Source organism: Ralstonia sp. OTU4908 (assembly GCF_038440115.1).
In the GTDB taxonomy this organism is placed as follows: domain Bacteria; phylum Pseudomonadota; class Gammaproteobacteria; order Burkholderiales; family Burkholderiaceae; genus Ralstonia; species Ralstonia pickettii.
This window is the reverse complement of record NZ_JASATD010000020.1, coordinates 1-21,974: the sequence shown is the minus strand read 5'-3', so window position 1 is coordinate 21,974 and position 21,974 is coordinate 1. Positions and strand designations below refer to the sequence as shown.

General features: G+C 62.2%; 18 protein-coding genes and 1 other RNA gene. 14 read left to right on the top strand and 5 right to left on the bottom strand.

Annotation, left to right across the window (positions count from 1 at the left end):
* Positions 1 to 29 precede the first annotated feature (29 nt).
* The 4 genes from ssrA to ubiG form a co-directional block, all read right to left on the bottom strand.
* Positions 30 to 387: a transfer-messenger RNA gene (gene ssrA / locus AAHM38_RS16930) on the bottom strand.
* 32 nt (positions 388 to 419) lie between these two features.
* On the bottom strand, positions 420 to 4,202 hold the full coding sequence (locus tag AAHM38_RS16925; RefSeq protein ID WP_116574879.1) for a DUF748 domain-containing protein: 3,783 nt from the start codon (positions 4,200 to 4,202) through the stop codon (positions 420 to 422).
* Between the two features lie 117 nt (positions 4,203 to 4,319).
* Positions 4,320 to 5,009, bottom strand: coding sequence for an HAD-IA family hydrolase (locus tag AAHM38_RS16920; protein ID WP_041668017.1), 690 nt, complete (start codon positions 5,007 to 5,009; stop codon positions 4,320 to 4,322).
* Positions 5,006 to 5,722 (bottom strand): bifunctional 2-polyprenyl-6-hydroxyphenol methylase/3-demethylubiquinol 3-O-methyltransferase UbiG, encoded by a 717-nt coding sequence (ubiG, locus tag AAHM38_RS16915; protein WP_012761548.1) that lies wholly within the window; start codon positions 5,720 to 5,722, stop codon positions 5,006 to 5,008. The genes AAHM38_RS16920 and ubiG overlap by 4 nt, the downstream gene beginning before the upstream one ends.
* 159 nt (positions 5,723 to 5,881) lie before the next feature.
* Between ubiG and AAHM38_RS16910 the strand changes: the two genes are divergently transcribed.
* The gene (locus tag AAHM38_RS16910) at positions 5,882 to 6,388 is read left to right on the top strand and encodes a glycine zipper 2TM domain-containing protein (RefSeq protein ID WP_012761549.1); all 507 of its coding nucleotides are present in this window, start codon (positions 5,882 to 5,884) and stop codon (positions 6,386 to 6,388) included.
* Between the two features lie 180 nt (positions 6,389 to 6,568).
* On the opposite strand, the gene ompA is transcribed toward AAHM38_RS16910, so the two are convergent.
* Complete coding sequence (ompA, locus tag AAHM38_RS16905) at positions 6,569 to 7,225, bottom strand: outer membrane protein OmpA (protein ID WP_004629211.1); 657 nt, start codon at positions 7,223 to 7,225, stop codon at positions 6,569 to 6,571.
* A gap of 431 nt (positions 7,226 to 7,656) precedes the next feature.
* Here ompA and gyrA point away from each other — a divergent pair, with 431 nt between their 5' ends.
* The 13 genes from gyrA to AAHM38_RS16840 form a co-directional block, all read left to right on the top strand.
* The gene (gene gyrA / locus AAHM38_RS16900; RefSeq protein WP_116574731.1) at positions 7,657 to 10,326 is read left to right on the top strand and encodes a DNA gyrase subunit A; all 2,670 of its coding nucleotides are present in this window, start codon (positions 7,657 to 7,659) and stop codon (positions 10,324 to 10,326) included.
* Positions 10,327 to 10,454: 128 nt separating this feature from the next.
* Positions 10,455 to 11,015, top strand: a complete 561-nt coding sequence (locus tag AAHM38_RS16895; RefSeq protein ID WP_012761551.1) for a DUF2059 domain-containing protein — start codon at positions 10,455 to 10,457, stop codon at positions 11,013 to 11,015.
* Positions 11,016 to 11,128: 113 nt separating this feature from the next.
* Positions 11,129 to 12,265, top strand: coding sequence for a 3-phosphoserine/phosphohydroxythreonine transaminase (serC, locus tag AAHM38_RS16890; protein WP_012761552.1), 1,137 nt, complete (start codon positions 11,129 to 11,131; stop codon positions 12,263 to 12,265).
* 87 nt (positions 12,266 to 12,352) lie between these two features.
* Positions 12,353 to 13,468 (top strand): prephenate dehydratase, encoded by a 1,116-nt coding sequence (gene pheA, locus AAHM38_RS16885; RefSeq protein ID WP_009238658.1) that lies wholly within the window; start codon positions 12,353 to 12,355, stop codon positions 13,466 to 13,468.
* 52 nt (positions 13,469 to 13,520) lie between these two features.
* Positions 13,521 to 14,645, top strand: a complete 1,125-nt coding sequence (gene hisC / locus AAHM38_RS16880; protein WP_116574732.1) for a histidinol-phosphate transaminase — start codon at positions 13,521 to 13,523, stop codon at positions 14,643 to 14,645.
* A 97-nt stretch (positions 14,646 to 14,742) separates the two neighbouring features.
* Positions 14,743 to 15,651 carry a prephenate dehydrogenase gene (locus AAHM38_RS16875; RefSeq protein WP_116574733.1) on the top strand — a complete coding sequence of 303 codons (909 nt, stop codon included), beginning with the start codon at positions 14,743 to 14,745 and terminating at the stop codon, positions 15,649 to 15,651.
* Between the two features lie 21 nt (positions 15,652 to 15,672).
* Entirely contained in the window at positions 15,673 to 16,977 is a 1,305-nt protein-coding gene (gene aroA / locus AAHM38_RS16870; RefSeq protein ID WP_116574734.1) for a 3-phosphoshikimate 1-carboxyvinyltransferase, read from the top strand.
* Between the two features lie 27 nt (positions 16,978 to 17,004).
* Entirely contained in the window at positions 17,005 to 17,700 is a 696-nt protein-coding gene (gene cmk / locus AAHM38_RS16865; protein WP_012761557.1) for a (d)CMP kinase, read from the top strand.
* Between the two features lie 135 nt (positions 17,701 to 17,835).
* Positions 17,836 to 19,524, top strand: coding sequence for a 30S ribosomal protein S1 (gene rpsA, locus AAHM38_RS16860; protein ID WP_009238653.1), 1,689 nt, complete (start codon positions 17,836 to 17,838; stop codon positions 19,522 to 19,524).
* Positions 19,525 to 19,569: 45 nt separating this feature from the next.
* Entirely contained in the window at positions 19,570 to 19,998 is a 429-nt protein-coding gene (locus tag AAHM38_RS16855; protein ID WP_009238652.1) for an integration host factor subunit beta, read from the top strand.
* Between the two features lie 189 nt (positions 19,999 to 20,187).
* Complete coding sequence (locus AAHM38_RS16850) at positions 20,188 to 20,511, top strand: LapA family protein (protein ID WP_116574735.1); 324 nt, start codon at positions 20,188 to 20,190, stop codon at positions 20,509 to 20,511.
* A gap of 3 nt (positions 20,512 to 20,514) precedes the next feature.
* Positions 20,515 to 21,789, top strand: a complete 1,275-nt coding sequence (gene lapB / locus AAHM38_RS16845) for a lipopolysaccharide assembly protein LapB (protein WP_116574736.1) — start codon at positions 20,515 to 20,517, stop codon at positions 21,787 to 21,789.
* A gap of 64 nt (positions 21,790 to 21,853) precedes the next feature.
* Positions 21,854 to 21,974: NAD-binding protein (locus AAHM38_RS16840; protein ID WP_342234308.1), on the top strand; the 121-nt coding region annotated here is incomplete at its 3' end.

Sequence of the window (21,974 nt, the reverse complement as noted above, 5' to 3'; positions counted from 1 at the left end):
CCAAACGTTGAAGCCGTTTGAAAGATGTTTGGTGGAGCCGGCGGGAATCGAACCCGCGTCCGCAAGCCCTCCACAGAGAGTTCTACATACTTAGTTCTGTCATTTGATTTAACCGCCGCATCGCGGACGAACACGCTCTACGACGGCGATTCACTAAGTTTTCGTCTCTAGGCCCGTGACTCACCTAAAGCTTATCTGACGTAAATGACCTCGCTGGTCTTGCGACCCTAGCCCGTCAGCGAGCCAGTGCGAGGACGGCGGCCCTTAGGCTGCCAGTGCGTAACGTTCGTCGTTAGCAGTTATTGCATTCCCATTGATTAACGAGGTGACGGGTCCTCGGTATGCCCTCCGCTGCTTCGCAACCCACGTCGAAACCAGGTCGGCCCCAGTAAGGAAGTGTCAATTATCCCATAGATGGGCTACTTCAGCGAGAAATCAACCCGCGTCGTCTTGCCCTTGTCCTTGATGCCCTCTGCGTTGAGCTTGGGGGCGACAACAAAGAGGCGCCCCGGATCCACGCGTTCAGCAAGTGCAACATGCACCGCATTCGCGCGACGCTGCGCGAGCTCACGCAAATCCGCATCCGTCACTTGCACGTTGGTTTCCATCAGCTTGCGCATCTCGTCGGGCGGCAACGATTTGGCAAGCCCGATCACGTTGCGCGGTTTTGGGAACTTGGCGGCTTTGTATGCGCGTTCAAGGTACTTGTTCTCCTCTTCCGGCTTGACGGTGGTATCTGCCTCAGCAGCGTCGCCCGCGTCCTTGAGTTTCTGCTCGCGAATCTGACGGTTCACGGCCTCGCGGCGCAGGCCGTCGCGGTCGAATTCCGGATCGACGCGACCGACGATGTCGACCTTCAGAGCAGGGCGGTCCTTGAGCGCCGTGGCAAGTTTGTCCAGTTTGGCGACCGATGCCTGGCTGATGTTCGACGTGCCCGGATCGAACTCGATGTAGCCGAGTTCTTCGCCGCCGCTGCCGCCAAACGCGCTGGCCAGCAGCGAGAACGGCGCCGTCACAGCGCGTGCGATCAGGTTGACGAACGCTCGCAGGATGACGCCTCCGATGCTGAACTGCGGGTCATCCAGCGAGCCCGATACCGGCACGCGCACGTCGATCTCGCCGCGCGAATTCTTCAGCAGCGCCACTGCCAGCCGCACCGGCAGATTGGTCGCGTCCTTACTTTCTACGCGGTCGCCGAAGGTGAGCTGGTCGATGAAGATGTGGTTGTCGGCGGTCAACTTGCCCTGGTCGAGCAGGTAGTGCAGATCCATCGTCAGCTTGCCCTTGGTGATCGGGTAGCCGGCGTACTTGGCGGAGTAGGGCGTGAGGTTGGTCAGTTCCACGCCGTCGGCCTTGGCTGTCAGATCCACAAAGGCCGTAGGCGCGAGCGGGTTCACCTTGCCGTGGATGTCCACCGGTGCCGTGCTGTCGACACTGCCGCGCAGCGTCACATCTGCGGGTGTCTGGTTGGCCGCCGTGCTGATCGTACCGATCGAGCCTCCGATGGCGGTCAGGTTGGCGGTGTAGTTCGGCTTGACGAAGTTGTCGGTGAAGCGGATGTTGCCGTCCTGCAGCGTGATGGCGTCAACGCGCAGGTCGGCGCTGCCGGCTTTGGGCGTGGGGCCCGTGGCTGTGACGGTGACGGCCGATGCGGGTGCCGCAGTGGGGGCCGAAGCCTCCACGGGTGCGGCTGCCGGGGCGGAAGCCGCTGCGGCCGATGCCGATGCAGGTTCGCTTTGCGTTAGCGAGCGTCGCTCCTCGGTCGGCTGCACGCGGATGTCCTGCAGGTTCAGGCGTCCGTTCGGATTGATGATGATCCGCGCGTAGAACGTCGACAGCGCCACCGCGCCCACCCGCACACGCGGCGTGGTGCCGTCGTAGTTGGCCTGGATGCGGTTGAGCGCGAGCGAACGCCAGCGCAGGAAGTCGTCCGAACTCAAGCGGTCTTGCAGGCGCACGTTGCCCAGTGTCGCGTTGCCCTGGTAGTTCAGCGTCAGCGCCTTGCCCTGGTTGAGCACGAGGCGCCCGTCCATCGATAGCAGCGCGCTCGTAATCGCCGCGTTCAACGACTTGTCCAGATACGGATCGAAGCCTGCGAGCGACAGGTTCTGCGAGTTCACGCGCAGGTCGGCCTTGAGCGGCTGCGGCACGACCTCGCCGCGCACATCGAGCTTGCCCTTGGCACCCAGCCCTGCGCCAATTTGCACGCTGACCGGTTTGCCGAGATCGGAGGAGGCGTTCTGCACGACCACGTTCAGCGGCTCGACACGCACCTTGACCGGGCGCGAGTTCGATTGGTCTTCAAAGCCGACAGCGCTGTTGTCCAGCTTCAGCGTTTGTACGGTCACTGCCCAGGGTTTTTCGGCCGGGGCGTTCGGCTTTGCGCCGGACTTGGCCGGCGCTGTCGACTTGCCCGCCACCGATTGCGGACCATCGAGCAGCGTCAACGTGGTTGTGCCGTCCTTCTTGCGCAACGCCTCGATCTGCAGGCCATCGGCGCGCACTTCGTTCAGGGCGATGGTGCGGGCGCTCAGGTCAAAGCGCTTCACGTCTGCGCGCAGCAGCTTGGCTCGCAGCGCGGTGTCCTTGCCCGTGGCCGGCGCCAGCGACAGGTCGGCCAGGCTTGCGGTCAGCGGTTCCGCGCGCACGTTGAATTTGTCCGGCCCGAATTCGAGCGCCACCTTGCCGTCGGCCGATAGCGCACCGCTCTGCAATTGCGGTGCGCCCGCCTGGCGCAGATACGGGCTGATGCCGACCAGCTTCACGCCGTCCAGCTTCAGTTCCAGCTCGCCGGTGTTCTTCTCCAGCGAAGTGTTGCCTTTGACATTGAGCGTGCCGCCTTGCGCCAGCTTGGCGCCCACATCGAGCGAGGTCGGACCGCCCAACGTACGCACGCGAATGTCGCCGTGGAGGTCTTCCAGTATCAGGTCGGCAGCCGGCTGCGTGGTCGCGTCACGCCAGTGGACGGTGCTGTTGGTCAGTTGAAGCTTGTTGACCGCCACATCCAACGGTTTCGGCTTTGCGGTGGTCGCGGCCTCGGCCGTGGCAGCTTTCGCTTCGGCAGGTGCCGGCTTGCCGGCGAGTTGCGCGAAATTGATCGCTCCATCCGCACCGCGCGTGGCATCAACGCGCACGCCATCCAGCGTCAGCGCATCGAGGCGGAATACGTTGTCGAGCGGGCGCACGTCGGCAAGCGTTGCGCGCACTTGTTTGGCCGCCACCAGTGGCGCTTTGTTGGCATCGACCACTTCCAGGTTGTCGAGGCCAGTCGTGCCACGCACGCGCAGTATCGGCGCGCCGCTCTTCGGCTTTTGAAAGTCGATCGTCAGGTCGGTCGTCAGCTTGCCTTGCGGCACCCCCACCGGAAGCGGGCCGGGCACGTAGCCGAGGTAGCGAGGCAGATCCAAGCCATCGATCTTGACGTTGAGGTTGGATTCAAGCGAATCGGCGAATGGCTTTGTCTTGCCCGCAAAATGCAGCGGAGCGCCGTCGATGCGCGCGGCCAGCAGCGGCTGCACAAAGATGTCCACGTCGGCTGGCAGGCTCGCCAGGAACGGCACGCCGATCTGCAGGCCATCGACCTTGTGCTGGGTGCCGAGTGGCTGGTCAACAAAATCGATAGCGCCGTTGGCCAACTGCAGATTGGCAAAGACGAAACGGGCCGGCTCGTTCGACTTCGGCTTGGGCGGGTTCTCCGGCTGGCTTAGCCGGTCGACGATGTCGGAGAAGTTGAAGCGCTGCTCGGCAGTGCGCACGATGCGCACGTGTGGCGCGTCAATGCTGAGTTCTTCAATGACAGGGGCGCGGCGGAAGATCGAACTCCACGACGCGTTCATATGCAGGTGGCCAACGTCGACGAACGGTGTCTTTCCGTCGCGCTCGGTCACGTGGAACTGGTCGACATCAAGCCGCAGCGTGTATGGGTTGATGCTGATCTTGCCCACCGAAACCGGCCGTTCCAGCAGCTTGCTGAGCTGGGTTTGAGCTACGTGGCGCAGCAGTGGCGGGCCGCCGAAGGCGCCGAGCAAACCGAACACCACCAGGAAGACCAGTACGCCGATCCCAATGCGCTTGGTGCGCCGGGATGTACCGACTCGCGCCACGCGTTGCCAGCCGGCCGTGCCGCGCACGCGTTCAAGCCGTGCGCGCCAGCCGTGGGTATTTGATTGCAGTTCAGGGCGCGAATCGGGGGAGGTACTCATGCTGGTGTCGGCGGCCATAGCGTGGCCTACTTCGTCAGTCGGTCGACCGCCACGTCCCCGATGGGAGGCAGCGGTCCTGAAAAGTGCGGCGCCCAGGCCTTCACCTGAGCATCGTGGTCAAGCGCGTTTCGATTCGAGCAGCAGCGGAATCAGCTCGGCCGCGCTGGCAATCAGCGCATCGGCGCGCCATTCCACGGGCGATGGTCCATTACCACAATAGCCGTAACTGGCCGCAATGGTAGGCATGCCGGCGGCGCGGCCGGCTTCAATGTCGCGAAGGTCGTCGCCCACGTAGACGATCTGCCGTGCATCGACGCCGATAGAGTCGGCCGCATGCAGCAGCGGGGCAGGGTGGGGCTTGGCGTGCGGCGTCGTGTCGCCCGCAACGACGCACGCCGGCGGCACCGGCAACGGCAACTGTGCAACCAACGGTACCGTCAGTCGGCCCGACTTGTTGGTGACGATCCCCCAGGGAATACCGGCACGGCCCAGTTCGGCCAGCACGTCTGCCATGCCCGGAAACAGCTGTGTACGCACGCAGATTTCCGCCTCGTAGTTGGCGAGAAATGCCAGTCGCAGCGTTTCGAACTCCGCGTCCCCCGGCCCAACGCCGAAGGCCACGCCAATCAGCCCGCGCGCACCATGCGAGGCCACCGGGCGAAGCGCTTCGTAGTCGACCGGCTCGAGGCCGCGGTCAGTGCGCACCTTGTTGGCCGCCGCGGCCAAATCGGGAGCCGTGTCAGCCAGCGTGCCGTCCAGATCGAACAGCACCGCGCCCAGCGGATCGGGAAACCGGCGCGCCATCATGCCTCGACCGGACGGCGCGTCGCCATCAGGTAGTTGACGCTCGTGTCCTGCGTAAGAGCGTAGCGGGCGGTGATGGGGTTGTATTCCAGCCCGCGCATCTCTTGCGCCTGAAGGCCGGCCGCGCGTACGAACGCGCTCAGCTCTGACGGGCGGATGAACTTAGCGTAATCATGCGTGCCGCGTGGCAGCATGTTGAGGACATATTCCGCGCCAATGACGGCCAGCAGATACGCCTTGGCATTCCGGTGGATGGTGGAGAAAAAGACGTATCCACCCGGTTTGACCAGCGTCGCGCAAGCGCGCACAACCGACGCCGGATCAGGCACATGTTCGAGCATCTCCATGCAAGTGACGACATCGAAGCTGCCCGGCTCGCGTGCGGCCAACGCTTCTGCGGCGATCTCCTCGTAATCGACGGTAACGCCCGCCTCGAGGCTATGCAGGTCGGCAACACGCAATGCTTTGCGGGAGAGATCGATGCCTTTGACGATGGCCCCGGCACGCGCCATGCTCTCTGAGAGGATGCCGCCGCCGCAGCCCACGTCGACGATGCGTTTGCCTGCCAGCGGCGTGATGGACTGAATCCAGTCAAGCCGCAGCGGGTTGATTTCGTGCAAGGGTTTGAACTCGCTGTTCGGGTCCCACCAGCGGTGGGCGAGTTCACTGAATTTTTCGAGTTCGCCGGGATCGGCGTTCGCGTGAGTGGTCGTCATGTTGCGCTGCGCCAGGGCATATCGGCTAGGTGAGGAAATGTACCAAAAAGCGAGGCCCCGACCAAATTAAGCGTCTGCGAAAAGGTTTCACATTGAAACAGACGTGAACAAACGCGCATGCAATTCCTCCAACTGTCTCCTTCGCTCAAGGAGAGATCAATGAAATCCAAACAAATTCTGATAGCAGCGGGTGTTGTGGGCCTGACGGTCCTGGCTGGATGCGCCGCGCCGGGTTACGGCGGTGGCTATAACGGCGGGTATTCTCAACAGCCTCCGGCGTACGGCCAGCAACCGGCTTACAGCGGGCAGCCGCAGCAAACGGGCGCTCTTTATGGCCGCGTGGAATCGATCCAGCCGATGCAAGCCCCGGCCAATAGCCCGGGCATCTTGGGCACGATTATCGGTGGTGTGGCCGGCGGTATCCTCGGTCACCAAGTGGGCGGTGGTACGGGCAACACCGTTGCGACCATTGGTGGCGCAGCGCTTGGCGCCTATGCAGGCAACCAGGTTGAACAGCGCGCCGGCGCCGGTGGGCAAACCGTGTACCGCATCAGCGTGCGCCTGGACGATGGCCGCGTCGCGACCGTGACACAGCGGAATCCGAACAACCTGCGTGTTGGCGATCGCGCCATGGTCGCCAACGATCAGGCGACACCTTCTTATTAGTAAGAGGGGCAGTTTTAAAAAAGGGGCGCTGGGCGCCCCAAAAGCAAAAAAGCGATGGCGCATTTGGCGTCATCGCTTTTTCAATGCCCATCCCGAAGTAGACCAGACGAGGAAGATCCGCAGACCTATGGACGAAAAAAAGCCCAGCTTTCGCTGGGCTTTTTCCCGGTGTGAACCGACTTACTGAGCCTTGCGGGTGCCGACCACTTCGACGTCCACGCGGCGGTTCGGTTGCTGGCAGGCGATTTGTGCCTTGCGAGCGCCCTTGCACGACTTCGGATCAACCTTCAGCTGGCGCTTGCCCTTGCCTTCCGTGTAGACACGGTTGGCTTCGATGCCCTTACTGACCAGGTAGCCCTTGACGGCTTCAGCACGACGGACCGACAGGCGGTCGTTGTACTTGTCCGAACCGAACGAGTCGGTGTGGCCAACGGCGATCACGACTTCCAGGTTGATGCCATTCAGCTTCGAGACCAGGTCGTCCAGCTTGGCCTTGCCTTCCGGCTTCAGCACAGCCTTGTCGAAATCGAACAGGGTGTCAGCAGCGAACGTAACCTTTTCGCTCGACACAACCGGAGCAGCCGGAGCAGCCGGAGCAGCGGTCGGAGCAGCAGCCGGGGCCAGAGCGCCGTCGCACTGAGCGTTGGCGGTTGCCGGCGTCCAGAAGCCGTTGCGCCAGCACAGTTCGTTCGTGCCGTTCTTCCAGACCCACTCGCTCGTGCCGTTACCCCAGTTGTCGTTGACGGCCTTCTTTTCGTAGGGCACCGACTGAGCGTAAGCGGACGCAGCCATGGCTACCGCAGCTGCAGCGAACGCGAGCTTGGCAAATTTTTTCATATTTCTCCTCTCAGGATGAGATCACCGCAGAAGACTGCGAGCAGATGGGACGAAAACAAGTCATACATTCTTCGGAGTATAACATTCTCGGTGTGGTGAAGGCTCCACTTCGAACAATGTCTGCCTCTTCGCTGGGGGATTGTGCCACAAGCACGCACTCCTAAAAAGCAAATATAAGCGATTCGAACGGGGCGCCATGGCCTTGTGGTGTGTACGCAACAAGGCAGGAAATGGCTCGCAAACCCTTATGGGGATTGGCTCGCCGGTTTTGCCTTCCCTCGCAGGGAACGTGCCCGGGGTTGACGATGCGTCGCTCGCGCGCATGAGGGGAGGGGGCTTGCGGCATGGTAAAATGTTCTGTTATTCGCGCAACCGCAGCGTCCTGTGGTGCGCGTCGCTGTGCTCACTAGGGACCTCCCACCGTTCGCCCAATGGATCAATTCGCCAAAGAGACACTCCCGGTATCGCTCGAAGAAGAAATGCGTAGTTCGTACCTCGCTTACGCCATGAGCGTGATCGTGGGCCGCGCGCTTCCCGATGTGCGGGATGGTCTCAAGCCGGTGCATCGCCGTGCGCTCTATTCGATGCACGAGCTGAACAACGACTGGAATCGCCCCTATAAAAAGTCCGCTCGTATCGTTGGCGATGTGATCGGTAAGTACCACCCCCACGGCGACACTGCTGTATACGACACCATCGTGCGGATGGCGCAGAACTTCTCGCTGCGCTACATGCTGGTCGACGGCCAAGGCAACTTCGGCTCCGTCGACGGCGACAACGCGGCGGCGATGCGTTACACCGAAATCCGCCTCTCGAAGATCGCCCACGAACTGCTGGCCGACCTCGACAAGGAAACCGTCAATTTTGAGCCGAACTACGACGGCTCCGAAACTGAACCATCCGTTCTGCCGGCGCGCATTCCCAACTTGCTGATCAATGGCTCGTCCGGGATTGCGGTGGGAATGGCGACGAACATTCCGCCGCACAACCTCAATGAGGTGGTTGATGGCTGCTTGCACTTGCTGCGCAACCCGGAAGCGACGGTCGACGAGCTGATCGAACTGATCCCGGCGCCGGACTTCCCGACGGCGGGCATCATCTACGGCATTTCGGGTGTTCGCGAGGGCTATCGCACCGGCCGCGGCCGTGTGGTGATGCGCGCCAAGACGCACTTTGAAGATATCGACCGCGGCCAGCGCCAGGCGATCATCGTCGACGAACTGCCGTATCAAGTTAACAAGCGCACGCTGCTGGAGCGTATTGCTGAGCTGGTCACCGAAAAGCGTATCGAAGGCATTTCCGACATTCGCGACGAGTCGGACAAGTCCGGCATGCGCGTGGTGATCGAACTGAAGCGCGGCGAGGTGCCGGAGGTTGTGCTCAACAACCTCTATAAGAATACCCAGCTGCAAGACACGTTTGGCATGAACATGGTGGCGCTGGTCGACGGCCAGCCGCGCCTGCTGAACCTGCGCCAGATGCTGGAGTGCTTCCTGCTGCATCGCCGCGAGGTGGTGACGCGTCGCACCGTGTTCGATCTGCGCAAGGCGCGCGAGCGTGGTCACATCCTGGAAGGTCTGGCTGTTGCGCTTGCCAACATCGACGAGTTCATCGCCATCATCAAGGCCGCCCCGACCCCGCCGGTCGCGAAGGCTGAGTTGATGAGCCGCAGCTGGGATTCGGGGCTCGTGCGGGACATGCTTGTTCGGGCAGAGAGCGAAACCTCTGGTGGTGGCGCCGCGTATCGGCCGGAAGGTCTGCTCCCGGTGTTTGGTATGCAGGGCGACGGCTTGTACAGGCTGTCGGATACGCAAGCGCAGGAAATTCTGCAGATGCGCCTGCAACGCCTCACCGGGCTGGAGCAAGACAAAATCGTCCAGGAATACCGCGAGGTGATGGCGCAGATCGCCGATCTGTTGGACATCCTTGCGAAGCCGGAGCGCATTACCGCCATCATCGTCGAGGAACTGACCGCGATCCGCGCGGAATTCGGCGATGAGCGTCGCTCGCAGATCGAGCACAATGCGACCGAGTTGGATACAGAAGACCTCATTACGCCGCAAGATCTGGTGGTGACGCTGTCCCACAGCGGCTACATGAAGAGCCAGCCGATTTCCGAGTATCGGGCGCAAAAGCGTGGCGGCCGCGGCAAGCAGGCTGCGGCGACGAAGGAAGACGACTGGATCGACACGCTCTTTGTCGCCAACACCCATGACTACATCTTGTGCTTCTCGAACCGTGGCCGCCTGTACTGGCTGAAGGTTTGGGAAGTGCCGCAAGGCAGCCGCAATTCGCGCGGTCGTCCGATCGTCAATATGTTCCCGCTGTCGCCGGGCGAGAAGATCAACGTGATCCTGCCGGTGAAGCAGTTCGACGAGCAGCACTTCGTCTTTATGGCCACCTCCAAGGGGACGGTCAAGAAGACGGCGCTCACCGAATTCTCGAATCCGCGCAAGGCCGGCATTATCGCGGTGGATCTGGACGAGGGCGATTTCCTGATCGGCGCGGACATTACCGATGGTCAGCATGATGTGATGCTGTTCTCCGACGCCGGCAAGGCCGTGCGCTTCGATGAAAACGACGTGCGCCCGATGGGTCGCCAGGCGCGCGGTGTGCGCGGTATGAATCTCGAAGAGAACCAGCAGGTGATTGCCATGTTGGTCGCGCCGGCAGAAACCGCGGGTGAAGGGGCTCAATCCGGTGCGGGTAGCGTGCTGACCGCCACCGAGAACGGCTACGGTAAGCGCACACCGATCTCGGAGTACACCCGGCACGGCCGCGGCACGAAGGGCATGATCGCCATCCAGACCTCCGAGCGTAACGGTAAGGTCGTGGCCGCCGCGCTGGTGGCGCCTGAAGACGAGATCATGCTAATCACGACGGGCGGGGTGCTGATCCGCACGCGTGTGGACGAGATCCGTGAAATGGGCCGCGCTACGCAGGGCGTCACGCTCATCGCGGTGGGTGAGGGCAACAAGCTGTCCGGACTGCAACGTGTGATGGAGTCCGATGCTGAAGGCGCGGATGCTGTTGAAGGCGCCGATGCGGCGGATGCCGCCCCGGGTGCCGATGCACAGTCGGATGACAGCAGCGAGACATAATTAGAAACATCTTTTGCTTGCCGTTAGGCGCAGTTCTGTCATGATGCCGGACCTGTGCGCGGCAAGGGCCTGGAACTTTTGCATCACACGCCCGGCCTAAACGCAACGCTTATCTCAAGGGAGCAACAATGCACAAGAGTCTCAAACTCAAACATCTGATCGTGGTGGCCGGTTTCGCTCCGCTGTTTGCATTCGCGCAGGCTGGCGACGCTGACAAGACGGCAGCCATCAAGGACCTGCTGACGACGATGAACGTCGACGCAGCCATCAAGGGTCAGGGTGAAGTGCTGGCCAACGGCGCAAAGCAGGAAGCCCCGCTGGTGCTGGAGCAGGCACTGGTGGAGAACAAGACTCTGAACGACAAGCAGAAGCAAGCGGCTGTCGACAAGCTGAAGAAGAATGGCGCTGTGCAGCGCATGACCGACGGCGCTGGCAAGGACTTCGACACGGAAGCCTTCCGCAAGGACGCCCTGCAAGCCCACTATGACTCGCTGGGCAAGTACTACTCGACCCAGGAAATCAAGGACCTGACCACGTTCCTGAAGACGCCCAGCGGCCAGAAGTTCATGGCCAACCAAGGCAAGGCCATGCAGGAAGTGTGGGGCAATGTGATGCAGAAGTACGGTCCGCAAGTCGGCAAGAAGATGCGCGACATGGCTGACAAGGAAGTCGCTGCTGCTGCGAAGTAATTGACCGGCATAGACAGACGATCGGGACACAATCCCCGTCGGGTTGTCAGTTGGTAGATAATGGCTGTTTGGGTTTGCGCCCAGACAGCCATTTTTCTTTTGCCCTTCGTCCTATGAACCAAGCGGATCGAGCCCTCCAAGCCAGCCAGGCGCGCGTCTACAACTTTTCGGCAGGGCCGGCAGTGCTGCCGCTCGAGGTGCTGGAGCAGGCGAAGGAGGAGATGGTCTCCTGGCACGGCAGTGGCATGAGCGTCATGGAGATGAGTCATCGCGGCCGCGAGTTTGAAAGCATCCTGGCAGCGGCGTTCAGCGATTTGCGCCAGTTGTTGGCCGTGCCGGACAACTACGAAATCCTTTTCCTGCAAGGTGGTGCCATCGCCGAAAACGCGATCGTGCCGCTGAACCTGATGCGCCGGCTGTCGGCCGATGCACCGAAGGCAGACTACATCGTCACCGGCACGTGGTCGATCAAGTCGCAACAGGAAGCGCGCAAGTACGGCGAGGTGAACATCGCCGCGACCAGCGAGGCCGAGCGCTTCCACAAGATCCCGGATGTGTCGAGCTGGAAGCTGTCGTCGGACGCGGCCTACGTGCACCTCTGCACAAACGAAACCATTGTTGGCGTTGAGTATCAGGAAACGCCCGACGTCGGTCAGTCGCACGGGCGTGTGGTGGTATCCGACGTGTCGAGCCACATTCTCTCGCGGCCGATCGACTGGAACGGCTACCAGGTCCTGTACGGCGGGGCGCAGAAAAACATCGGCCCTGCCGGCCTGACGATCGCCATCGTCCGCAAGGACCTTCTGGGCCATGCGCACCCGCTATGCCCGTCTGCATTCAACTGGCGCCTCGTGGCCGAGAACGGCTCGATGTACAACACGCCGCCCACTTACGCCATCTACATCGCGGGGCTTGTGTTCCAGTGGATCAAGCGCCAGGGCGGGGTTGAGGCGCTGGAAACGCGCAACATCATCAAGTCGAAGATGCTGTACGACTTCATCGACGCCAGCAGCTTCTACCGCAATGAGATTCATCCGACGTGCCGGTCGCGCATGAATGTGCCGTTCTTCCTCAACGACGAATCCCGCAACGAGGCGTTCCTCACACAGGCGCGCGAGCGCGGGTTGGTGCAGCTTAAGGGCCACAAGTCCGTGGGCGGCATGCGAGCGAGCATCTATAACGCGATGCCGCTGGAAGGTGTGGAGGCGCTGGTCGACTTCATGCGTGAGTTTGAACGAGTGTCGGCGTAAGGCCCACCCTCAATCACGGCAGAACATTGCGCGAAACGCCCGCTTCGCGTGGCAATTTGCAATCCGTTGCCGAACCCGATTCCTACAATGACTAGTCAGTCAGACGATACGAAGCAAAACAAGGACGCTGCATTGGCGGCGGAGCTTGCGCCGTTGCGCACGCAGATCGACGCCATCGATAACCAGCTTCTTTCGCTCCTCTCCGATCGCGCCAAGGTGGCGCAGGAAGTGGGCGAGGTGAAGAAGCGCTATTCGTCGCCGGCATTCCGGCCGGATCGCGAACTGCAGGTCATTCGCAAGATGCAGTCGGGCAATCCGGGGCCGCTGCACGACGAGAGCATCGCCGCCATCTGGCGCGAGGTGATGTCGGCGTGCCGTGGCCTGGAACAGGCGCTGCGGATCGGTTACCTCGGCCCGGCGGGTACGTTTTCGGAGCAGGCGGTGATCGCGCATTTCGGACACGAGATCCAGCCGATGCCGTGCCCGAGCATCGACGAAGTGTTTCGCGCGGCGGAGTCCGGCACGGTCGATTGCGGCGTGGTGCCGGTCGAAAATTCGACGGAAGGCGTGGTGTCGCGCACGCTCGATCTGTTCTTGCAGACGTCGCTGAAGATCAGCGGCGAGATTGCGCTGCGGGTGCACCATAACTTGCTGCACAAGACGGGCGACATGTCGCAGGTGAAGGTGGTGCGTGCGCATGCGCAGGCGCTGGCGCAGTGTCAACGGTGGTTGAACACGAACTATCCGAACCTGCCGCGCGAGGCCGTGTCGAGCAACGCCGAGGCCGCGCGCATGGCTGGCGAGGACGAAACGGTCGCCGCGCTGGCAAGCGTGCAGGCAGCCAACCGCTACGGCCTGCACGTGGTGCGTGCCAATGTCGAAGACGATCCGCACAACCGCACGCGCTTTGTCGTGATCGGCAATTACGAGACGGAGCCGAGCGGACGCGATCAGACGTCGTTGATTTTGTCGGTGCCGAACGAGGCCGGCGCCGTCTACAAGTTGCTGGCCCCGTTGGCCGAGAACGGCGTGTCGATGTGTCGTTTCGAGTCGCGTCCGGCGCGCAGCGGCGCCTGGGAGTACTACTTCTACGTCGACGTGGAAGGTCATCAGCGCGACCCGCAAGTGGCGCGCGCGCTGGAAAAGCTGCGTCATGACGCGGCGTATTTCAAAGTGTTGGGGTCCTATCCCTCGGCACATTGAGGGATTCAAGGCGCTCTGCATGGGCAGAGCGTCGATAACGGAGGAGCACCCCATGTCTTTGCAGTTCGGCCCCGAGTATGTCCGCGCCATCGCCCCCTACGTGGCCGGCAAGCCGATTTCCGAAGTGGCACGTGAGTTCGGCCTGGATGCCGCGCGCATCGTCAAGCTGGCGTCCAACGAAAATCCGCTGGGCATGCCACAGTCAGCCAAGAACGCGATGGCTGCGGCCATTGACGAACTGGCGCGCTATCCGGATGCCAACGGCTTCAGCCTGAAGGCCGCGCTGCATGCCAAGTTTGGCGTGCCGGAAACATGGATCACGCTCGGCAACGGCAGCAATGACATCCTCGAACTGGCCGCTCGCGCGCTGGTGTCGCCGGGGCAGGCTGTGATGTATGCGCAGCACTCGTTTGCCGTGTATGCGCTGGCCGCGCAGGAGGTGGGCGCGCGCGCCATCGAGGTGCCGGCCCGCGATTACGGCCACGATCTTGACGCGATGGCCGCTGCCATCACGCCGGACGCCCGCCTGATCTACATCGCCAACCCGAACAACCCGACCGGCACGTTCCTGCCGGCCGATGCGATTGCGACGTTCCTGGCAAAGGTGCCGCCGACGGTGGTCGTCGTGCTGGACGAGGCGTACAACGAATTTCTGAAGCCGGAGCAGCAGTACGACTCCACCGCGTGGGTGCGCCAATACCCGAACCTGCTGGTGTCGCGCACGTTCTCCAAGGCGTACGGGCTGGCCGGCTTGCGTGTGGGCTACGGCATTGCGCAACCGCAATTGACCGATCTGCTCAATCGCATCCGCCAGCCGTTCAACGTCAACAGCCTGGCGCAAGCAGCGGCAGTAGCGGCGCTCAACGACGCAGAATTCCTGCGCCAATCGGCCGAACTGAACGCTGCCGGTTACGTGCAACTGACGGAGGCGTTTGATCGGCTGGGTCTCCAGTACGTACCGTCGGCGGGCAATTTTGTGCTGGTTCGCGTGGGTGATGACACGAGCGCCGGTGCGCGCGTGAACATTGCATTGCTCAAGCAAGGTGTGATCGTGCGTCCGGTCGGCAATTACGGCTTGCCGCAATGGCTGCGCATCAGCATCGGCTTGCCGGAAGAGAACGCCACATTCATCGCCGCCCTGGAGGCAGCGCTGGCGCAGGAAAAAGCGGCCGCGTAACTTCCGTCGCAACCGCGGTGGCGCCCCGTTTCACGCATCGGGCGCCGAGCACATCGGGCTACAATGCCGCTTTGTTTTTTTCTGGCAGGGCGGTGTTGTGGCCTCTTCTTTTTCGAGTTCCCGGTTGGTGATTGTTGGCGTGGGCCTGATTGGCGGCTCGCTGGCGCTCGGCTTGCGTCGCGCCGGGGTGGTGGGGCATGTCGTGGGCGTCGGCCGATCGGCTGCGTCGCTTGAGGCCGCGATCCGTCTGGGCGTGATCGACGAAGCGTTGCCGATGGAAGAGGCCGTGCGCGGCGCCGACATGGTGGTGCTATGCGCACCCGTCGCGCAGACGTTGCCGTTGCTGCTCGCCATGCAGCCGCATCTGGGGCCGGACACCATCGTTACGGATGCCGGCAGCACCAAATCCGACGTCATCATGGCCGCCAAGACGGCGCTGGGCGATCAGGTCAGCCAGTTCGTGCCGGCGCATCCGATTGCCGGCCGTGAGCTGAATGGCGTGGAGGCAGCGCTGGCCGATCTCTATATCGGCAAAAAGACCGTGCTATGCCCTCTACAGGAAAACCGTCGCAGCGATATCGCCCGTGTGCAGGCGATGTGGGAAGCGGCGGGCGCCTATTGCCACATCATGTCGGCCGTGCAGCACGACGCCGTGTTTGCCGCCGTGAGCCACCTGCCGCACGTGCTGTCGTACGCGCTGGTCGCGCAGATCATCAATGCCGAAGATGCGTCGCTCAAGCTGGATTTTGCAGGCGGCGGTTTCCGCGATTTCACGCGCATCGCCGCATCATCGCCGGAAATGTGGCGCGACATCTGCCTCTCGAATCGCGATGCGTTGCTGCGGGAACTGACAACGTATGAAGCCGTGATCGGCCGTTTGAAGACGATGATTGCAGAGCAAGACGGCGCGTCGCTCGAGCGGGTGTTCCGCCGTGCCAGCGAAGCGCGTCTGGCGTGGCCGCAACGTGCGGCGTACGGAAATGCAGCCGGTGGGCAATCCGAATAACGTTTTGAACTGAATGGATTCATGGAACATCTCGACGTCGGTCCGCTGAAGACGGCGCGCGGCACCATCAAGCTGCCGGGCTCGAAGAGCATCTCCAATCGTGTGCTGTTGCTCGCCGCACTCGCGCAGGGCGAAACCGTGGTGCGCGACCTGCTCGACTCTGACGACACGCGTGTCATGCTCGATGCGCTGGGCAAGCTGGGCGTCGCGGTCGAAGGCCTGGGCGACAACGCATACCGTGTCACCGGCACCGGCGGCCGCTTCCCGAACAAGTCGGCCGACCTGTTCATGGGCAATGCGGGCACAGCCATCCGCCCGCTGACGGCCGCGCTGGCGCTGCAAGGTGGCGAGTACACGCTGCACGGCGTGCCTCGCATGCACGAACGGCCGATCGGCGACTTGGTCGATGGCCTGCGCCAAGTCGGTGCGCGCATCGACTACACGGGCAACGAGGGCTATCCGCCGCTGGCAATCCACGCCGCGCCAGTCAAGATCGACGCGCCGATCCGCGTGCGCGGCGATGTGTCGAGCCAATTCCTGACGGCATTGCTGATGGCGTTGCCTCTGGTGGAGTCTGCGGGCAACGTCACCATCGAAGTGGTGGGCGAGCTGATTTCCAAGCCGTACATCGAGATCACGCTGAATCTGATGGCGCGCTTCGGCGTGCAGGTCGCGCGTGACGGCTGGGCGTCGTTCACGGTGCCGACCGGCGTGGCCTACAAAGCGCCGGGCGAGATCTTTGTGGAAGGCGATGCCTCGTCGGCGTCGTACTTCCTTGCGGCCGGCGCGCTGGGCGGCGGGCCGGTACGTGTGGAGGGCGTTGGCATGTCGAGCATCCAGGGCGACGTCCGCTTTGCCGACGCGCTGAACCGCATGGGCGCCAACGTGATGGCCGGCGGCAACTGGATCGAAGTGCGCGGCGCCGAACGCGACGACGGCAAGCTGCACGCTGTCGAGTTGGATTGCAACCACATTCCAGATGCGGCCATGACGCTGGCGGTGGCTGCGTTGTTTGCTGACGGCACGACTACCTTGACGAACATCGCAAGCTGGCGCGTCAAGGAAACCGACCGCCTGAGCGCCATGGCCACCGAACTGCGCAAGCTTGGCGCCGAGGTTGAAGAGGGCGCGGACTACATTCGCGTGACGCCTCCGTCGCAATGGACGCCGCCGGCCGGTGGCATCGACACCTACGATGACCATCGCATGGCGATGGCTTTCTCGCTGGCAGCGTTCGGCCCGGTGCCGGTCCGTATCAACGACCCGCGCTGCGTCGCCAAGACGTTCCCGGAATATTTCACGGCGTTCGGCGGCATCACCGCCTGAACCGCAATTAACTGCACGCACTTCATCATGTCCGACACCGCTGCTTCCATGCCGTACCCGGTCATCACCATCGACGGTCCGACCGCATCTGGCAAGGGCACGGTCGCTCACCAGATCGCTGACCTGCTCGGTTTTCACTTGCTTGATAGCGGGTCGCTGTACCGGTTGGTGGCGCTTGCCAGCATGCGCGAGAACATCGACGACCACGACGTTGAAAGTCTCGTGCGGATCGCCCGCGAACTGGATGTGCGCTTTAAGGCGGATCACATCTGGCTCAAGGGCGAGGATGTGAGCTTGGCCCTGCGCCACGAGTCCGTTGGCAATCAAGCTTCGGCAATCGCCGTGCATGGCGCGGTGCGGGAGGCGCTGCATGCACGCCAGCGCGCGTTCCTGGAGGCGCCCGGCCTCGTGGCCGATGGCCGCGATATGGGCACCGTGGTTTTCCCCGAAGCGGTGCTTAAGGTGTTCCTGACGGCAAGCGTGCAGGCACGCGCCGAGCGGCGCTATAAACAATTGATTGCAAAGGGTTTTTCTGCTACAGTGGAAAGTCTTTCGCAGGACTTGGAGGCGCGTGATTTGCGGGATCGCACCCGCAGTGTCGCACCGCTGCGTCCGGCGCAAGATGCGCGGCAACTGGATTCGTCCGACATGACGGTCGATGAAGTCGTCGCGCAGGTACTGGACTGGTACCGTCAGGTGCAGGGCGCCAACAAGGCAAACTGACCCGGCTGAACTGGTTCGATCGGTGCCGGTGGCATGTCGCTGCCGGCGGTTGTTCAACTCGTAACCCCGCATGCGTGTCTTCGCCCGTTCTGTGCGAAAGCAATGCGAGGCATGTTCTGCGGATGTCCATTTTTTATGTCCCAAACTAACGAATCTTTTGCCGCCCTGTTCGAAGAGTCGATCGCCAAGTCCAATATGAAGGCTGGCGAAGTGATCTCTGCGGAAGTTGTGCGTATCGACCACAACTTCGTCGTTGTGAACGCGGGCCTGAAGTCTGAAGCTTTTGTTCCGGTCGAAGAGTTCCTGAACGATCAGGGCGAGCTGGAAGTGCAAGTCGGCGACTACGTTTCGGTCGCAATCGACGCGCTGGAAAACGGCTACGGCGACACGATCCTGTCGCGCGACAAGGCCAAGCGTCTGGCTTCGTGGCTGAACCTTGAGAAGGCACTGGAATCCGGCGAGATCATCTCCGGTACGGTGACCGGCAAGGTCAAGGGCGGCCTGACCGTCATGGTCAACGGTATTCGTGCATTCCTGCCGGGTTCGCTCGTCGACGTGCGTCCGATCAAGGACACCACGCCGTACGAAGGCAAGACCCTCGAATTCAAGGTCATCAAGCTGGATCGCAAGCGCAACAACGTTGTGCTGTCGCGCCGTGCCGTGGTCGAAGCCACGCTGGGCGAAGAGCGTCAGAAGCTGATGGAAACGCTCAAGGAAGGTGCAATCGTCAACGGTATCGTCAAGAACATCACCGACTACGGCGCGTTCGTGGATCTGGGTGGCATCGACGGTCTGCTGCACATCACCGACCTGGCATGGCGTCGTGTGCGTCACCCGAGCGAAGTGCTGTCGGTTGGCCAGGAAATCACCGCCAAGATCCTCAAGTTCGACCAAGAGAAGAACCGCGTCTCGCTGGGCGTCAAGCAACTGGGCGAAGATCCGTGGGTCGGCATCTCGCGCCGCTACCCGCAAGGCACCCGCCTGTTCGGCAAGGTGACCAACCTGACCGACTACGGCGCGTTCGTTGAGATCGAAGCCGGCATCGAAGGCTTGGTGCACGTGTCGGAAATGGACTGGACCAACAAGAACGTTGCTCCGTCCAAGGTTGTCCAGCTGGGCGACGAAGTGGAAGTCATGGTCCTGGACATCGATGAAGACAAGCGTCGTATCAGCCTGGGCATGAAGCAGTGCAAGGCCAACCCGTGGGACGATTTCGCTCGTAACCACAAGAAGGGCGACAAGCTGGCCGGCCAGATCAAGTCGATCACCGACTTCGGCGTGTTCATCGGCCTGCCGGGCGGCATCGACGGCCTGGTGCACCTGTCGGACCTGTCGTGGCAAGAGACTGGCGAAGAAGCCGTTCGCAAGTACAAGAAGGGCGACGAAGTGGAAGCCGTGGTGCTGGCGATCGACGTCGACAAGGAACGCATCTCGCTGGGTATCAAGCAACTGTCGGGCGACCCGTTCAACAACTTCGTGTCGACCAACGACAAGGGCTCGATCGTGCAGGTCACGATCAAGACCGTTGATCCGAAGGGCGCCGTTGTGCAGCTGGCTGACGACGTGGAAGGCTACCTGCGTGCCTCGGAAATCTCGAGCGACCGCGTGGAAGACGCCCGCAACGTGCTGAAGGAAGGCGAAACGATGACCGCGATGATCGTCAACATCGATCGCAAGTCGCGCAACATCAACGTCTCCATCAAGGCGAAGGACAGCGCCGACCAACAGGAAGCGATGCAGAAGTTCTCGGCGGATACCGGCGCAGCTGGTACCACGAACCTCGGCGCGCTGCTGAAGGCCAAGCTGAACGAAACCAACCAGTAAGCATCCACCGGGTCGACCCTAAAGAACGACGAGGACGCGCGCAAGATGCCCATGACCAAGTCCGAACTCGTGGAAAAGCTGGCCGCCCGCTTTCCGCAGTTGCTGCTGCGGGATGCGGACATCGCGGTCAAGACGATCCTCGATGCGATGTCCGACGCGCTGGCGGACGGGCACCGCATCGAGATCCGCGGGTTCGGGAGTTTCGGTCTGAATCGTCGTCCGCCCCGAGTCGGTCGCAATCCCAAGTCCGGCGAGAAGGTGCTGGTCCCTGAGAAACGGGTGCCGCACTTCAAGGCCGGCAAGGAATTGCGAGAAAGGGTCGACCGCAGTTTGGAGCGACAAGGCGAGCCTTCTTCGGAGGGCGAGCCTGCCGTGTCGCTTGCGGCTGTAAAGGCCGGCCGACAGGTTGACAGTAGCCGTCAGACTGCCGGTTTTCCGGTAGATGGGTCGGTGCCGCTGGCCATGTCGCGCTGAGCCACGTAACACTTGGTTGTTTCAGGAACGCCCCGCCTGCCGGGGCGTTTTTTATTCCGGCAATGCCTGTGTCCACGCCCTGCGTGGCTGGCCGCCATATGAATCCGCTACAATGCGGCACATCCCGGCAATCGTGCCGCCAATTGCGTCGCATCCTGCAGCCGCACCGCCGCCCGTTTCTGAATCCGCATGAAATTTCTCGTCTGGGTCATCCGTATCCTGTTGTTTGTGCTGCTCTTCGTGCTGGCACTGCACAACACGGCGGAAGTCTCGCTCGTGCTGCCATTCGGCGTGGTCTGGCACGCACCGTTGATCCTGATCGCCTTGGCGTTCTTTGTTGTCGGCATCTTGCTGGCCATGCTGGCGATGGCGCCGCGCGTGATGCGGCATCGCTTTGCGGCAAGCCGCCTGCGTCGTCAGATCGGTCGCATGAAGAAGGCCGAAGCGGTGACCGAGGTGCCGACGCCGGTCGTTGTCGATTCTCCGTATCACGTTCCCGGCCCCAAGGTCTGACGCATGGATTTTGATCTCTGGTGGCTGTTGGCCATCCCCCTGGTGTTTGGCTTGGGCTGGGTGGCCGCCCGGCTCGATGCCCGCCAGTTGCGTACCGAACAATCGTCGCTGCCTCGCTCATATTTCAAGGGCTTGAATTTCCTGCTCAACGAGCAGCCGGACAAGGCCATCGACGCCTTCATTGAAGTTGCACGGCTGGATCCCGAGACCACGGAACTGCACTTTGCGCTCGGCAGCCTGTTCCGTCGGCGGGGCGAAACCGAACGCGCCATCCGCGTTCACCAGAACCTTGTGAACCGCCCTGATTTACCGCCCCACGAGCGCGATCACGCGTTATTTGAACTGGGACAGGATTTTCTGCGTGCGGGGCTGCTGGATCGTGCCGAAGAATCCCTGCGCATGTTGATGGACGGCACATTTGCTGAGCCGGCCAAGCGCGTGCTGCTTGAGCTATACGAAGTCGAGAAGGAATGGCGCAAGGCCATTGACGCCGCACGCGAGCTGCAGAAGCTGCAAGGCAAGGATTACGCCGTGCAGATCGCACAGTTCTGCTGTGAGGTGGCGCAGGAAGCGCTGCAGCGCAAAGACGTGCCGACCGCCGTCGAATGGCTCGAGCGCGCCCTGCAAGAGAACCCGAAGAACGTGCGCGCCACCATTCAATTGGGCGACGTTGCACAAGGGCAGGGCGATATCGAGGGCGCCATCAAGCGTTGGCGCAGCATCGAACAGCAGAACGCGGCCTTCTTGCCGTTGGTGGCGGAGCGTCTGATGAAGGCGTACACGCAGCTTGGCCGCGCCGCCGAGGGGCTTGCCTGGTTGCGATCGAAGATGGACGCCCGACTGGGCCCTGAATTGCTCGATACGGTCTACAAATACGAATTGGACGTACACGGTATCGATGATGCCGTGGCACTGATGCGCGACCAGATCCGCCGTCAGCCTTCGTTGATGGCATTGACTCGACTGGTGGAAGCCGAAGCGACCCGCGCGTCTGAAGCCGTTGGTCATGAAGCGCCGGTGACGGTCGACGTCGCCGAGAGTGCGCTGGCGGACCCGGTGGAAGCAGGGAGTAATGCCGACATCCAGCGCGCGCAGGATCTCGGCGCCATTCGGGATTTGCTGCAAAGTCGAACGCGCAACCTGGCGCGCTACACCTGCCAGGAGTGCGGTTTCCGCGCGCGTCTGTTTTATTGGCAATGCCCCGGCTGCAACCGCTGGGAGACGTATGCCCCGCGCCGTACCGAAACGCTCGGCGGCAGCGGTGGCGCCAGCATGTAATTCAGTCCGGCGCGGTGTATTTGCGGCGACCGCGCAGGCGCTTTTTTAATCTTCAAGTGTTCGTATGAAAATCACCATCATCGGTAGCGGTTATGTCGGTCTGGTCACCGGCGCGTGTCTGGCGGAGCTGGGCAACGATGTGTTCTGCCTCGACGTCGACCAGAAGAAGATCGACCTGCTCAACG

What these genes read in the sequence shown, in the direction of transcription:
- AAHM38_RS16925 (WP_116574879.1), bottom strand. Translation starts at nt 4,202, where the DNA reads ATGAGTACCTCCCCCGATTCGCGCCCTGAACTGCAATCAAATACCCAC.
- AAHM38_RS16920 (WP_041668017.1), bottom strand. Translation starts at nt 5,009, where the DNA reads ATGATGGCGCGCCGGTTTCCCGATCCGCTGGGCGCGGTGCTGTTCGAT.
- ubiG (WP_012761548.1), bottom strand. Translation starts at nt 5,722, where the DNA reads ATGACGACCACTCACGCGAACGCCGATCCCGGCGAACTCGAAAAATTC.
- AAHM38_RS16910 (WP_012761549.1), top strand. Translation starts at nt 5,882, where the DNA reads ATGAAATCCAAACAAATTCTGATAGCAGCGGGTGTTGTGGGCCTGACG.
- ompA (WP_004629211.1), bottom strand. Translation starts at nt 7,225, where the DNA reads ATGAAAAAATTTGCCAAGCTCGCGTTCGCTGCAGCTGCGGTAGCCATG.
- gyrA (WP_116574731.1), top strand. Translation starts at nt 7,657, where the DNA reads ATGGATCAATTCGCCAAAGAGACACTCCCGGTATCGCTCGAAGAAGAA.
- AAHM38_RS16895 (WP_012761551.1), top strand. Translation starts at nt 10,455, where the DNA reads ATGCACAAGAGTCTCAAACTCAAACATCTGATCGTGGTGGCCGGTTTC.
- serC (WP_012761552.1), top strand. Translation starts at nt 11,129, where the DNA reads ATGAACCAAGCGGATCGAGCCCTCCAAGCCAGCCAGGCGCGCGTCTAC.
- pheA (WP_009238658.1), top strand. Translation starts at nt 12,353, where the DNA reads ATGACTAGTCAGTCAGACGATACGAAGCAAAACAAGGACGCTGCATTG.
- hisC (WP_116574732.1), top strand. Translation starts at nt 13,521, where the DNA reads ATGTCTTTGCAGTTCGGCCCCGAGTATGTCCGCGCCATCGCCCCCTAC.
- aroA (WP_116574734.1), top strand. Translation starts at nt 15,673, where the DNA reads ATGGAACATCTCGACGTCGGTCCGCTGAAGACGGCGCGCGGCACCATC.
- cmk (WP_012761557.1), top strand. Translation starts at nt 17,005, where the DNA reads ATGTCCGACACCGCTGCTTCCATGCCGTACCCGGTCATCACCATCGAC.
- rpsA (WP_009238653.1), top strand. Translation starts at nt 17,836, where the DNA reads ATGTCCCAAACTAACGAATCTTTTGCCGCCCTGTTCGAAGAGTCGATC.
- AAHM38_RS16855 (WP_009238652.1), top strand. Translation starts at nt 19,570, where the DNA reads ATGCCCATGACCAAGTCCGAACTCGTGGAAAAGCTGGCCGCCCGCTTT.
- AAHM38_RS16850 (WP_116574735.1), top strand. Translation starts at nt 20,188, where the DNA reads ATGAAATTTCTCGTCTGGGTCATCCGTATCCTGTTGTTTGTGCTGCTC.
- lapB (WP_116574736.1), top strand. Translation starts at nt 20,515, where the DNA reads ATGGATTTTGATCTCTGGTGGCTGTTGGCCATCCCCCTGGTGTTTGGC.